12 protein-coding genes are annotated in these 12,950 nt (G+C 38.7%); 11 read left to right on the forward strand and 1 reads right to left on the reverse strand.

Going from position 1 to position 12,950, the window contains the following annotated elements; genetic code table 11:
• The first annotated feature begins 197 nt into the window (after window positions 1-197).
• The 5 genes from HMPREF3106_RS08380 to HMPREF3106_RS08400 are packed head-to-tail and all read left to right on the forward strand — an operon-like array spanning window position 198 to window position 4,776.
• Window positions 198-1,049 carry an energy-coupling factor ABC transporter ATP-binding protein gene (locus HMPREF3106_RS08380; protein ID WP_083281641.1) on the forward strand — a complete coding sequence of 284 codons (852 nt, stop codon included), beginning with the start codon at window positions 198-200 and terminating at the stop codon, window positions 1,047-1,049.
• The gene (locus HMPREF3106_RS08385) at window positions 1,025-1,900 is read left to right on the forward strand and encodes an energy-coupling factor ABC transporter ATP-binding protein (protein WP_049555341.1); all 876 of its coding nucleotides are present in this window, start codon (window positions 1,025-1,027) and stop codon (window positions 1,898-1,900) included. The genes HMPREF3106_RS08380 and HMPREF3106_RS08385 overlap by 25 nt, the downstream gene beginning before the upstream one ends.
• Complete coding sequence (locus tag HMPREF3106_RS08390; RefSeq protein ID WP_049555340.1) at window positions 1,890-2,687, forward strand: energy-coupling factor transporter transmembrane component T family protein; 798 nt, start codon at window positions 1,890-1,892, stop codon at window positions 2,685-2,687. Before HMPREF3106_RS08385 ends, HMPREF3106_RS08390 begins: the two co-directional genes overlap by 11 nt.
• Before the next feature lie 50 nt (window positions 2,688-2,737).
• Window positions 2,738-3,487, forward strand: a complete 750-nt coding sequence (gene truA, locus HMPREF3106_RS08395) for a tRNA pseudouridine(38-40) synthase TruA (RefSeq protein ID WP_049555339.1) — start codon at window positions 2,738-2,740, stop codon at window positions 3,485-3,487.
• Between the two features lie 44 nt (window positions 3,488-3,531).
• A complete protein-coding gene (locus HMPREF3106_RS08400; protein WP_049555338.1) occupies window positions 3,532-4,776 on the forward strand; it encodes an aminopeptidase in 1,245 nt (414 codons plus the stop codon).
• Window positions 4,777-4,942: 166 nt separating this feature from the next.
• Here the strand turns inward: HMPREF3106_RS08400 and HMPREF3106_RS08405 are convergent, their stop codons facing one another.
• Window positions 4,943-5,827 carry a LysR family transcriptional regulator gene (locus tag HMPREF3106_RS08405; RefSeq protein WP_049555337.1) on the reverse strand — a complete coding sequence of 295 codons (885 nt, stop codon included), beginning with the start codon at window positions 5,825-5,827 and terminating at the stop codon, window positions 4,943-4,945.
• Window positions 5,828-5,924: 97 nt separating this feature from the next.
• On the opposite strand from HMPREF3106_RS08405, the gene HMPREF3106_RS08410 reads away from it, so the two are divergent.
• The 6 genes from HMPREF3106_RS08410 (at window position 5,925) to rhaD (ending at window position 12,890) form a co-directional block, all read left to right on the forward strand.
• Window positions 5,925-6,872 carry a 2-dehydropantoate 2-reductase gene (locus HMPREF3106_RS08410; protein WP_070445840.1) on the forward strand — a complete coding sequence of 316 codons (948 nt, stop codon included), beginning with the start codon at window positions 5,925-5,927 and terminating at the stop codon, window positions 6,870-6,872.
• Window positions 6,873-6,892: 20 nt separating this feature from the next.
• Window positions 6,893-7,942, forward strand: coding sequence for a PTS sugar transporter subunit IIC (locus HMPREF3106_RS08415; protein WP_005607421.1), 1,050 nt, complete (start codon window positions 6,893-6,895; stop codon window positions 7,940-7,942).
• A gap of 103 nt (window positions 7,943-8,045) precedes the next feature.
• Window positions 8,046-8,978, forward strand: coding sequence for a LysR family transcriptional regulator (locus tag HMPREF3106_RS08420; RefSeq protein ID WP_049555335.1), 933 nt, complete (start codon window positions 8,046-8,048; stop codon window positions 8,976-8,978).
• An 87-nt stretch (window positions 8,979-9,065) separates the two neighbouring features.
• A complete protein-coding gene (locus tag HMPREF3106_RS08425) occupies window positions 9,066-10,778 on the forward strand; it encodes a phospho-sugar mutase (protein ID WP_049555334.1) in 1,713 nt (570 codons plus the stop codon).
• Between the two features lie 150 nt (window positions 10,779-10,928).
• Entirely contained in the window at window positions 10,929-11,903 is a 975-nt protein-coding gene (locus tag HMPREF3106_RS08430; protein WP_070445843.1) for a hypothetical protein, read from the forward strand.
• 165 nt (window positions 11,904-12,068) lie between these two features.
• Window positions 12,069-12,890, forward strand: a complete 822-nt coding sequence (gene rhaD / locus HMPREF3106_RS08435; RefSeq protein WP_049555332.1) for a rhamnulose-1-phosphate aldolase — start codon at window positions 12,069-12,071, stop codon at window positions 12,888-12,890.
• Window positions 12,891-12,950 lie beyond the last annotated feature (60 nt).

Below are 12,950 nucleotides of genomic sequence, written 5' to 3' on the forward strand. Positions count from 1 at the left end.
TCATGATGGTAATAATCATCTTGCTTTGTAAGATGGGAAGTCTGAGGCTACTGAAAGGTAGCCTTATTCTTTCCTTGATTATTTAGTCTAGCTCGTTGCCTTCCCGTCATTCACTTGGCGGGGAAGCACTTCATCGTAATAAAGTGTGTTTTTTTATTTATACATATTTTTTTATCATACATAAAATAAGGAAAGGGGTGTCGTTATTGGATCATACTATTATTGAGTTGGATAATATTCATTATCGTTATCATGAAGACGATGCCAGAGAAGCCCTTGCCGGAGTTTCACTAGAAATTCGACGAGGTGAATGGTTAGCAATTATTGGTCATAATGGGTCCGGGAAATCTACTTTGGCCAAAGTTATGAATGGTTTGATTGAAGCAAATACAGGATCTGTTGTTGTGAATGGGAAAGTGTTAACTGAAGAAACTGTGTTTGAAGCAAGAAGAACAGTTGGAATGGTGTTCCAAAATCCTGATAATCAATTCGTGGGAACTACTGTGGAAGATGATATTGCTTTTGGGTTGGAGAATATTGGACTTCCTCGAGAAGAAATGCTCGAACGTGTAACCAGAGTTCTTGATATGGTGAAAATGTCTGAATTTCGGACGAAAGAACCAGCTCGCTTATCAGGTGGGCAAAAACAAAGAGTAGCCATTGCGGGAGTAACGGCATTAGAACCTGAAGTAATTATTTTGGATGAAGCAACATCGATGTTAGATCCAAAAGGGCGTTTAGAAGTGATTTCGACGATTCAAAAGCTTCATAAAGAAAAGAAGATTACCGTTATTTCTATTACACATGATTTGGATGAAGCGGCTCAAGCAGACAGAGTTGTCCTAATGGAGCAAGGTCAAATTCAACAAATTGGGACTCCAAAGGAAATTTTTAAATTAGGATCCAAACTAGTTGAAAAAGGATTAGATGTTCCTTTTGCTGAGAAACTGATAGAAGCTCTTCGTGAAAGAGGAATAAATGTCCCTGAGGAGTATTTAGATGAGGAAGGATTGGTGGAGTGGTTATGGACATCCGTTTTAACGAAGTAAATTTCGCATACCAAGCAAACACTCCTTTTGAAACACGAGCATTATATGACGTGAATTTTGCAATTCCTTCTGGAAAATATACTGCAATTATCGGTCATACTGGTTCAGGGAAGTCAACTATTCTTCAACATTTGAATGCTTTATTAAAGCCTACTACAGGAACAGTGGCCTTAGGGGAACGTATCGTAGATGCTCAAACGAGTAATAAGGATTTGAAACCTTTACGAAAGAAAGTAGGAATTGTATTCCAATTTCCGGAAGCACAACTTTTTGAAGAAACTGTTGAGAAAGATATTGCTTTTGGCCCAAAGAATTTTGGAGTGAGCGAGGAAGAAGCCAATCAAATTGCCAAAGACACACTGAAGATTGTGGGGCTTCCTGAAGATGTCTTGCAAAAGTCACCGTTTGATTTATCCGGAGGACAAATGCGACGTGTTGCTATTGCTGGGGTTTTAGCGATGCAGCCTGAGGTGTTAGTACTAGATGAACCAACTGCGGGACTAGATCCTAAAGGTCGTAAAGAAATGATGGAGATGTTTTCCTCCTTACAAAAAGAGCAAGGGATTACCATCGTTTTAGTAACTCACCAAATGAATGATGTAAGCGACTATGCAGATTACGTGATTGTTTGTGAAAAAGGGACGGTTGTAAAAACTGGTACGCCTGAAGAAGTGTTTGCAGATGCACGTTGGCTACAAGAAAAACAATTAGGCCTTCCTTCAACGATTCAATTTGTGGAAAAGCTAAAAGCAAAAGGTTTTTCAACCGAAGAGCGTCCAATGACGTTAGATCAATTAGCGGATTTACTGGTTTCACACTCTAATTTAGGAGGTGAAGCAAGTGCTCGATAAATTGATATTAGGACGTTATTTACAAGGAGACTCATGGATCCATAAACTAGATCCAAGAACGAAATTAATTGGAACATTTGCGTTTGTATTAGTCATCTTCTTGGCCAATAACTGGATAACCTATGGCTTGTTGATTGCCTATACACTTATTGCGTTACTGTTGTCAAAGATTCCTCTAGGATTCTTCTGGAAAGGAATTCGCCCATTAATTTGGGTCATTCTATTTACCGTAGCACTTCAAATCCTATTCACCAGCGGAGGGGAAGTTTACTTTAAATGGGGATTCCTTCAAGTGACTTCCGATGGGATTATTAACGCGATATTCATTTTTTTACGATTCGTATTAATTATCTCATTCTCAACGCTCTTAACGCTAACAACTGCACCTTTGCAGTTGACAGATGCCATTGAAGCGGTGATGAAGCCTCTTTCTATTGTGAAGTTTCCGGTACATGAGGTTGCGTTAATGCTATCGATTGCGCTTCGTTTCGTTCCAACCTTAATGGATGAAGCACAAAAAATTATGAACGCGCAACGAGCTCGTGGGGTTGATTTTGGAGAAGGAAATCTCTTTGAACAAATGAAGGCGATTATTCCAATTCTTATTCCGCTTTTTGTGAGCTCATTGAATCGTGCAGAAGACTTGGCTACAGCCATGGAAGCACGTGGATATCAAGGAGGAGACGGACGTAGTAAATACCGTGTCCTACATTATGAAATGCGTGATGCCATTGCGGGATTATCCCTAGTGGCCGTAACCATTTTATTATTTGTATTTAAAGCATAAAAAATAAGGAGCTTGACTTGTCAAGCTCTTTTTTGAAAGAAGGGAAAAAGATGCAGCGATATAAACTCGTTATTCAATACGATGGAACTCCCTATGTTGGATTTCAAGTGCAAGAGAATGGGAATAGTATTCAAGCAGAACTGAATAAGGCACTGAAAAAGATGACAAAGGGTCAATACATTCCAGTTAGTGGATCTGGACGTACAGACTCTGGGGTACATGCCAACGGTCAAGTAGTTCATATCGACTATCCGAAAGCCATTGAGGCAGCTTCACTCGTTCGTGCGATGAATAGTTTGTTACCAACTGCAATCCGTATTTTAAGAGCAGAAGCGGTGTCTGAAGACTTTCACGCACGCTATAGTGTGACAGGAAAACGATATATTTATAAAGTAACGAATGCACCTGTGCAGAGTCCGTTTCTTCGTCAGTATGAGCTGCATCACCCATTCAAAACGGATGTAGACCGCATCAACAAGGCTTTTGAAGCAGTGATTGGAGAACATGATTTTACAAGTTTTTGTTCGACAAAAAGCGATAAAGACTCCAAAGTTCGCGTTGTGACGAAAGCAGAAGTGAAGAGAAACGGTGATGAATTAATTTTTACTTTTGAAGGGAAAGGTTTCCTCTACAATATGGTTCGCATTTTAGTTGGAACGGCGCTTCAAATTGGAGATGGCTTACGAGAAGTGGAAGAAATGAAGCAAATTCTTGAAGCGATGGACCGAAATGTGGCTGGACCAACCGCGCCTGCTCACGGACTGTACTTAGATGAAGTGTTTTATAAGAATTTCGACTAGAAATATGATAGGATGAAGATAGTTATATTAAAAGGAGTGTCAATATGGTATTGAAAGATTTCGACAAAAATTTAGAAAAATACGCTAAATTATTAATCTCAACAGGGATTAACGTGCAACCAGGTCACACAGTGAATATTGTGATTGACGTAGACCAAGCACCATTAGCTCGTTTATTAGTAAAAGAAGCTTACGCACACGGAGCAAGCGAAGTTATTGTATCATGGGCAGACGATTTCGTAGGCCGTGAACGCTTATTACACGCAGCTGAAGACCGTATCACAAACGTTCCAGAATACCGTGTAGCAGAAATGAACTACTTATTAGAGAAGAAAGCAAGCCGCTTAAACGTTCGCTCAGCTGACCCAGACGCATTTGCTGGAGTATCAGCAGAACGTCTACAACAATCAACAAAAGCATTAAGTCTTGCATTAAAACCATTACGTACAGCAACACAAGCCAACAAAGTGAGCTGGACAGTAGCCGCTGCGGCTGGTAAAGAATGGGCGAAGAAAGTATTCCCTAATGCTGCAACGGACGAAGAAGCAGTAGATTTATTATGGGATCAAATCTTCAAAACTTGCCGTGTTTACGCTGATGATCCAGTAGCAGCATGGAAAGAACATGAAGAAAAATTAGACAAAAAAGCAGCTATCTTAAACAAAGAACAATTCGTGAAATTACACTACACTGCACCAGGGACAGACTTAACCCTAGGAATGCCTAAAAACCATGTTTGGGAGAGTGCTGGAAGCATCAATGCTCAAGGAGAACACTTCATCGCAAATATGCCAACAGAAGAAGTCTTCTCAGCTCCTGATTTCCGCGTAGCTGATGGATACGTATCAAGTACAAAACCATTAAGTTACAACGGAAACATTATCGAAGGCATCAAAGTGACTTTCAAAGACGGTCAAATCACAGAAGTATCTGCTGAAAAAGGCGACCAAGTAATGAAAGACTTAGTATTCGAAAACAATGGTGCTCGTGGATTAGGTGAAGTTGCACTCGTAAGTGACCCATCACCAATCTCTCAATCAGGCATTACATTCTTCAACACATTATTCGATGAAAATGCCTCAAACCACTTAGCAATTGGTTCTGCTTATGCAACAAGCGTTAAAGGTGGAGAAAAATTCGAAACTGAAGAAGAATTAAGAGAAGCTGGATTAAACCGTGCGGATGTTCACGTGGACTTCATGATTGGTGGACCAGAAATGAACGTTGATGGTATCCGTGAAGACGGTACTGTCGTTCCAATCTTCCGCAACGGAGACTGGGCAATTTAGTAAAAATATAGATTAAACCCAACAAAAAAGGGCATCAAGCTTAGGAGAACTCCTAAACTTGATGTCCTTTTTTAGTAAGAAGACTATAGAAAAATCTTATAGAGGTATAAAAAAACTCAATTGGTAAAAAAATCACAAACATTGTACAATAAATAGAGATAAAAACTTACAAATCTCGCAATAATTCTATTAATTCGATTGTATTTTGCGAATAAGTTTGATTTGGAAGATAAGCCACTCCAATAGGGAAGAAACTCTTCTTATCGTCTAGTGGGATCCAAGTAAGAGAAGCATCAGAATAAAATTCCTTATATTCATGGGCCATAATGCATATGGAATTAAAGGTTGCTAAACTAGCTAGCAAAACTTCCCAATTATCATCTGTATAAACAATATGAGGCTCAAATCCAAAGTCTCTAGAACGAGTATGCAGTAGTTTTCCTAACATAAAGTTTCTTGATAAAGTACTGAAACGTTCATTTTTGAGATGTTCAAAGGTGAGTGAGGATGCCTGTTCAAACGGATGCCCTTTCGGAACGACGATACTAGCATGGTATCCCAAAAATTCTTTTTGAAAAGGCTCAAGGTAAATATCGGTTTCAATCTTTGGAAACGAAAGAACTCCAAGATCAATTTCGCCATTGACGAGAGCTGTTTGTAGTTCTCTAGATCCACCTTGAATCATTGTTAGATGAACTGTTGGGTGGGACATCATAAATCTTGAGAATACTGGCATTAATTTAATGGCAAAAAGAGTTGGGAGACCTATTCGAATCGTTTCTTTTTGCGGGCGATTTAGCTTTTGAATCTTTTGAACAGTTTCTTCTAACTGTAAAATGATTTTTTTCGCTTCTTCGTAAAGAATTTGCCCAGCATCCGTTAAGCTGATTCCGTTTGTTTGCTGAATGAAAAGAGGAGTATGTAATTCTGATTCTAATTTTTTAATGGTTTGGGAAAGGGTAGGTTGTGTGATGAATAAACTGCGTGCAGCTGGGGAATATCCCCCATGGTCAACGATACTTACAAAGTATTGTAGATGTTTAATATCCATTTGAATGTCTCCTCGTCATTTAAGTGAAATCTTACACATTATTTTATCAAAGAAAAAAATGAGAAGCAATGTCTATTTAAATTAAGGAGGAATAAGTATGAAAATAACAATAGCTGGTGCTGGAGCGATGGGAAGTCGTTTCGGATTGATGTTGCATAACGCGGGGCACGAAGTAGTACTAGTAGATGGTTGGAAAGATCATGTAGAAGCCATTCAAAAAGAGGGATTAAAAGCAAACTTCAATGGAGAGGAAGTCGTTGTAAAATTACCAGCGCTACTCCAAAGTGAAGTAACAGAGTCTGCGACGAGTGATTTGATTATTCTATTTACAAAGGCAATGCAATTAGAAAAAATGCTCAATGATTTAAAACCTGTTATTCATGAAAAGACTAAGGTGCTATGCTTACTAAACGGTATTGGTCACGAAGAAGTCATTGAAAAATTTGTTCCTAAAGAAAATATCTTTATAGGAAATACTATGTGGACTGCAGGAATGGAAGGTCCAGGACGAGTGAAACTATTTGGTAGTGGAACAGTTGCGTTGAAGAACTTAGTGGATACTGACGATGCAAAAGAAGGAGCTCTTGAAATTGTTGAGGTATTGAATAGCGCAGGTTTAAACGCTAATTATTCAGAGAATATGCTATATGCCATCTACAAGAAGGCTTGTGTCAATGGTACAATGAATGGCTTATGTACCATTTTATTAAGTAATATGTATGAGTTTGGATCTACTACAGATGCTCATATGATTGTTGAAAATATTGTGAAAGAATTTGCAGATGTTGCAAAATTTGAAAATATCGAAATAAATGTTTCAGAAATTGTTGAATATATCGAGAGTAATTGTTATAATTGTAAGACAATTGGACTTCATTATCCATCTATGTATCAAGACTTGAATAAAAATAATCGTTTAACAGAAATTGATTATATTAATGGTGCGGTTGTTCGTAAAGGTAAGAAATATGGAATACCAACACCGTATTGTGCTTTTCTTACAGCTTTAGTTCATTGTAAAGAACAAATTTTAGGAGCTAAATAGCTCAAGAAAGAGGGGAAATTATGGAAGCTCAGGCTCAAACAAAAATGACTGGAAAAGTCTTTATCAATAAAATCTTATCAGGAACAGCACTAGGGGTTATTGTTGGTCTAATTCCAAACGCTGTTTTATCTGCAATCTTAAAATATTTTAGTCAATATCCAATTGCTGTAACAATTACACAAATTGCAGTAATTTTCCAATTAGCAACGCCCCTTATCATTGGTGGATTAATCGCTTTACAATTTGGATTTAAACCAATGGAAATGATGGTAACAGCAGGTGCCTGCTTTGTAGCCAGTGGGGTTGTAACTTACAATGCTGAATTGAAAGCTTATGTAGGTGCTGGAACAGGGGACTTAATCAATACCATGGTGACCGCTGCGATTGCAGTTGGAATGTTGATGCTCATTAAAGATAAATTTGGTTCAACAGCAGTGGTTGCAATGCCAATCGTCGTTGGGGTTGGATCTGCGTTTATCGGATTATTACTCTTACCATACGTTAAAATGATTACTGCAGCGATTGGTCAAGTGATCAACGAGTTCACAACATTACAACCAATTTTGATGTCTATCTTAATCTGCTGCTCATTCGCATTTTTAATCATCTCACCAATCTCTACAGTAGCGATTGGTTTAGCGATTCAGTTAAACGGTGTGTCTGCCGGGGCTGCTGCAATGGGGGTTGCTGCAACCGCTGTAGCATTAGTAGTTCATTCATGGAAAGTGAATAAATCAGGGGTAACATTAGCGATTGCTTTAGGAGCAATGAAATTAATGATGCCAAACTTATTCAAATATCCAGTTATCTTGATTCCATGTTTATCGACAGCAATTCTTTCAGCGATTCCTGTAGCGCTCTTCTCAGTAAGTGGTACTCCACAATCTGCTGGATTCGGTCTTGTAGGTTTAGTAGGACCATTAGCTTCTATTGATGCAGGATTGAATGTTGGATTAGCTGCTATTGTATGGTTAGCTGTTCCAATTGCTGCTGCGATTGCAAGCAAGCTTGTATTTGAAAAAGTATTAAAACTATACGATTCTTCAGTAGTCTTCAAATTCCAAGACTAATCAACAGAATTCCTATCGGCTCCTTCATGTAATTGCATGGAGGAGTTTATTTTTATTTTCCAAAGAAGATGGTACAATAAATCTAATAGAAGGGAGTGGTTGCATGAGAATTCAGCAACTCATTTATTTTGAAAAAATTGCTGAAAAAGGTTCGATGAATGAGGCGGCTAAAGAGTTATACGTCAGCCAACCAAGTTTGTCGAAGGCCATTCGTGAACTTGAAATCGAGATGGATATTACGCTTTTTCAACGTGGAAATACGGGAATTACTTTGACGGCAGAAGGACGAGAATTTCTTGTATATGCTCGTCAAGTCCTCGATCAAGTGAATTTGATGGAAGAAAAATACAAAAGACAAACCAAACGGAAACGAACATTCTCAGTATCCGCTCAGCACTATGCCTTTGTGGTCCATGCCTTTGTAGATTTTATTCAAAAGGAAGCTGGAGACGAATATCAATTCACGCTTCGCGAAACAGAAACACAAAACATTTTAGAAGACTTAACGAACTATAAGAGTGAGATTGGTGTCTTGTATTTGAATGATTTCAACCGTAAAGTCATGGAAAAATTATTCAAAGAAAAGGACTTAGTCTTCACGCCACTCTTCACGGCACAACCACACGTATTCTTAAGTACTCAAAATCCACTTGCCGAAAAAGAGAGCATTGCGCTAGAAGAATTAGAAGACTATCCTTATTTATCCTATGAACAGGGAGAAGAAAACTCATTCTACTTCTCAGAGGAAATCCTCAGCACGATGGAGCATAAGAAGAGCATTAAGGTAAGTGACCGTGCGACCATCTTTAATTTAATGGTCGGATTAAATGGATACACGATTAGTTCAGGGATTATTAGTAGCAAGCTGAACGATGATAAGATTGTTGCGGTTCCTCTGGACGTGGAAGATACGATGGAACTGGGGATCTTGCAACATGATCAGCGAAAATTATCGAAGGAAGCAGAGCGATTCTTGCATATGCTGAAAACACATATTCAGGAATACGGCTTTGAAGTTAAAAATCTTGATTTTTAATTCACAAAGAGGTTGAAACTATTCGGAAAATCGGGGATAATAAAAGAAGGTAAGACAGAATTACTCAATAGAAGGAGACGGATGCAAATGAGTTGGAAAGAAACAGCAAAACTATGGGAATCTTTTGATGCACTAGAAGAAGGATTAAAGGTGCAATTACAATCAATGGATGACGTTCAAAAAGAGGAAGCCTTCTATACACCATTAGAATTTGGTACTGCGGGAATGCGTGGAATTGTTGGACCTGGGATCAATCGCATGAACACTTACACTGTTCGTCAGGCAACAGAAGGATTATCACGCTTAATTGAAAGTTACGGGGAAGAAGCGAAAAAACGTGGCGTAGCGATTGCTTATGATTCACGTCATTTTTCACCAGAATTCGCAATGGAATCTGCACGTACATTAGCCACTCATGGCATTGCGTCATATGTATTTGAAAGCTTACGTCCAACGCCAGAATTATCATTCGCGGTACGTTACTTGCATACATTTGCCGGAATTATGATTACAGCTAGTCATAACCCAGCAGCTTACAATGGATATAAAGTATATGGTGAAGACGGCGGTCAAATGCCTCCAAAAGATGCAGATGCTTTAACTGCATACGTTCGCCAAGTGGCAAATCCACTTGAAATCGAAGTGCTAGATGATGATGCATTAGAAGCATCAGGCCTTGTAACGATTATCGGGAAAGACGTCGATGATGCGTACTTGAAAGAAATCAAAACGGTATCTGTGAATCCAAAACTTCTTAGCGATGTAGAAGGATTATCAGTCGTTTATACCCCATTACACGGAACTGGGTTAATGCTTGTAGAAAAAGCATTAGAACAAGCAGAATTCAAAGGATTGCATGTGGTTGAAGAACAAGCGGTGCCAGATGGAGACTTCTCAACAGTTAAATCTCCAAACCCTGAAGAAGCAGGCGCATTTGAATATGCGGTAGAATTAGGGAAAAAAGTAGGCGCTGATGTATTATTAGCGACTGACCCTGATGCGGACCGTATGGGTGCTGCAGTACGCTTACCAGATGGAAGCTACCAAGTAATTACAGGGAACCAAATCGCGGCTATCTTAGTCGATTACTTATTATATGCTCACCAACAAGCAGGAACTCTTCCAAGTAATGCGCTTGTCGTGAAATCAATCGTAAGTAGCGAACTTCCAACAGCTGTGGCTAAAAGCTATGGCGCTGAAATGATGAATGTATTAACAGGATTCAAATTTATCGCAGAGCAAATCCAACACGACGAAGAAACTGGCGAACATACTTTCATGTTCGGTTTCGAAGAAAGTTATGGATACCTTGTGAAATCATTCGTCCGTGATAAAGATGCGGTTCAAGCAGTGTTATTACTAACAGAAGTAGCTGCACGCTTCAAGAACGAAGGCAAAACTTTATATGATGGTCTTCAAGCATTATATGCAAAACATGGTTACTTCTTAGAAAAGACAATCTCTGTAACAGTCGCTGGTTTAGAAGGACCACAAAAAATTAAAGCTTTATTAGATGGCTTACGTTCTTCAGTTCCAACAAGCTTTGGAGGATTGAAAGTAGCATTAGCTCAAGACTTCGCAGTGAATGAGCAAAAAGATGCGAATGGGGTCGTTTCTGAAATTGGACTTCCAACCTCTAACGTATTGAAATACATCTTGGAAGACGGATCATGGATTGCGGTTCGCCCAAGTGGTACAGAACCAAAAATTAAGTTCTATATCGGAGCGAAAGCAGATAGTGAAGAAGCTGCAAAAGAAAAAGTAGCTGCCTTACAAGCCGACTTAGAAAAATTACAATAATGAAAGTCGTTGAGCACTCTTACATTTGTAGGGGTGCTTTTTTAGTCTTTATAGAAAGAAAGTTTTGAGAATCAAAGGAGTATGCTATAATAAAATTCATATAAATAAACTTTCAAAGATTGCTATTTTAAAAGTATTAAGGAGAACTCAATGAAAAAAGAACTTAAATTACTTCTAGTAGGGAGCTCGTTATTCTGTTCATTCGTCATTGCAGGCTGCTCAGCTACTCCATCTGCTACAAGTGAAACCACACAAGCTCAAACGAAATCTACGGTTTATCATAAAAATGATGTTACTGGTCCAGCGGCTTCCTTTGATTGGGATGCTAAAATGCCTCCATTAAGGAATTACGAACAAACGTATGTAGAATCTAATAGTGGAAAAACTGTAAAAATGCCTTTATCTGGGGTGAAAAAAGCAGCAGAAGATCTTGCAGAGAAGAAAAAGAGCATTACAGATAGTAAAGTACAAGAAGCATTAAAATTAGTGGACGCTGTCTTTGTAAATCAAGAAAATTTTGATGCGCTGTTAAATGCCACAACTACCTCTAATCAAGAAGAATTTTTTGATAAACTATGGAATGGGTATATGGTGAAGATGGTGACAGAATCCAGACCAACCTTCTCTAATGATGCAGAGATAGAGTTTCAAGGAGTTACTTATCCTATTAAAGTTTATGGACCTATGTATTTAAAAGTAAATACAAACTCACTAGGGAAAGCAGGAGCTTACACGCTGGAAGATTATAAAGTCGATGGGGATACCGTGTATTTGAAATTCCAAGCTCCAAAAGTAGATCTCTATCAATATGAAGTACAAGCAAGTTATCAAAGAGACAATCAAGCTTTCTTTGAAGGGTTGATCCAGGAATCTCAAAAGATAGGACAATCTGATTTCTCTAAAGCCCTATTGCTTAAGTTGATTTATCGATTAGCAGCCCTAGGGTTTAAATCGAATTTGGGAGTGAACTTAGAAGGTATGGATTATCTTCCAAGAAATACGCACTATTTAGCGATTAAAGTCGACGATAAAGGAAAAGCAACGATTGATGACGTAAACTTAGTCAACCTTCTTCAAATTGATTTGAAAACAGCGAATGAAGCGAATAAAGGAAAATTCGAATAAAGCAGAATAATGGAAGACCGGTAATACTCAAGGAGTGTTATCGGTTATTTGTTTGTCTAAACTCCTTAAAATCAATAGTGTTACAGTCGGGCTTGCATGGTATAATGAAGTCAAAGCAACCGAAGAACAAGTATTATCAAAAAGAAATTAAGGGAGAATTGAAAAATGACAAAATTTATTGAATCACCAGCGGTAAAAAAATTATGTGAACTGACCAAAGAATCGTACTTACGTTACTGGGATGAACGTAATGGCGGGAACGTATCAGTACGTCTAGAAGCTAGCGAAGTAGAAGGTTATGAAGATGTGAGAGAAGTCAAACGTGTCCTCGACTTAGGATTCGACGCCTCTACACTTGCAGGATTCTATTACTTAGTAACAGGGACAGGCCGTTACTTCAGAAATGTCACCAATCAACCGCTTCTTGATTTAGGCTTGGTTCGTATTTCAGAAGACGGACAAAAAGCAGAGTTACTATGGGGATTCGAAGATGGCGGAAAACCAACCTCAGAATTCGCGAGCCACTTAATGAGCCACATCGAACGACTCAAGGTGAATCCAAATCATAAAGTAGTCTTCCATTGCCACCCAACAAACTTAATCGCATTAAGCTTCACACAACCATTAGACGAACGTCATTTATCAAGACTACTTTGGAAAATGCAAGCGGAATCCATCGTCGTCTTCCCAGAAGGTATCGGCGTAATTCCTTATATGACACCTGGAACAAACGAGATTGGGGAAGCAACAGCTGCGAAGATGGCTGAGTTTAGAGCGGTGATTTGGCCACACCATGGATTATTTGCATCAGGCGATACGCTGGATGAAACATATGGTTTAATCGAAGTGATTGAAAAAGCTGCGATGATTTACTCTCAAGTCGGTGCACAAGGCGGAAAAATCCTACAAGAAATTACAGATAAGCAATTACAAGAAATTGCGGAATACTTTAACATGACTCCGCACGAAGGATTCTTAGACCTATAAAAAATAAATAGAGCAAAAAGCAAGTCTGAAGTGCACCCTGTCAAGTAGACAGGAAAATAA

This window comes from Granulicatella sp. HMSC31F03, assembly GCF_001807725.1.
In the GTDB taxonomy this organism is placed as follows: Bacteria; Bacillota; Bacilli; order Lactobacillales; family Aerococcaceae; genus Granulicatella; species Granulicatella adiacens.

Coding starts and splice junctions, on each gene's coding strand:
- HMPREF3106_RS08385 (WP_049555341.1), top strand. CDS start 1,025: ATGGACATCCGTTTTAACGAAGTAAATTTCGCATACCAAGCAAACACT.
- truA (WP_049555339.1), top strand. CDS start 2,738: ATGCAGCGATATAAACTCGTTATTCAATACGATGGAACTCCCTATGTT.
- HMPREF3106_RS08400 (WP_049555338.1), top strand. CDS start 3,532: ATGGTATTGAAAGATTTCGACAAAAATTTAGAAAAATACGCTAAATTA.
- HMPREF3106_RS08405 (WP_049555337.1), bottom strand. CDS start 5,827: ATGGATATTAAACATCTACAATACTTTGTAAGTATCGTTGACCATGGG.
- HMPREF3106_RS08410 (WP_070445840.1), top strand. CDS start 5,925: ATGAAAATAACAATAGCTGGTGCTGGAGCGATGGGAAGTCGTTTCGGA.
- HMPREF3106_RS08415 (WP_005607421.1), top strand. CDS start 6,893: ATGGAAGCTCAGGCTCAAACAAAAATGACTGGAAAAGTCTTTATCAAT.
- HMPREF3106_RS08420 (WP_049555335.1), top strand. CDS start 8,046: ATGAGAATTCAGCAACTCATTTATTTTGAAAAAATTGCTGAAAAAGGT.
- HMPREF3106_RS08425 (WP_049555334.1), top strand. CDS start 9,066: ATGAGTTGGAAAGAAACAGCAAAACTATGGGAATCTTTTGATGCACTA.
- HMPREF3106_RS08430 (WP_070445843.1), top strand. CDS start 10,929: ATGAAAAAAGAACTTAAATTACTTCTAGTAGGGAGCTCGTTATTCTGT.
- rhaD (WP_049555332.1), top strand. CDS start 12,069: ATGACAAAATTTATTGAATCACCAGCGGTAAAAAAATTATGTGAACTG.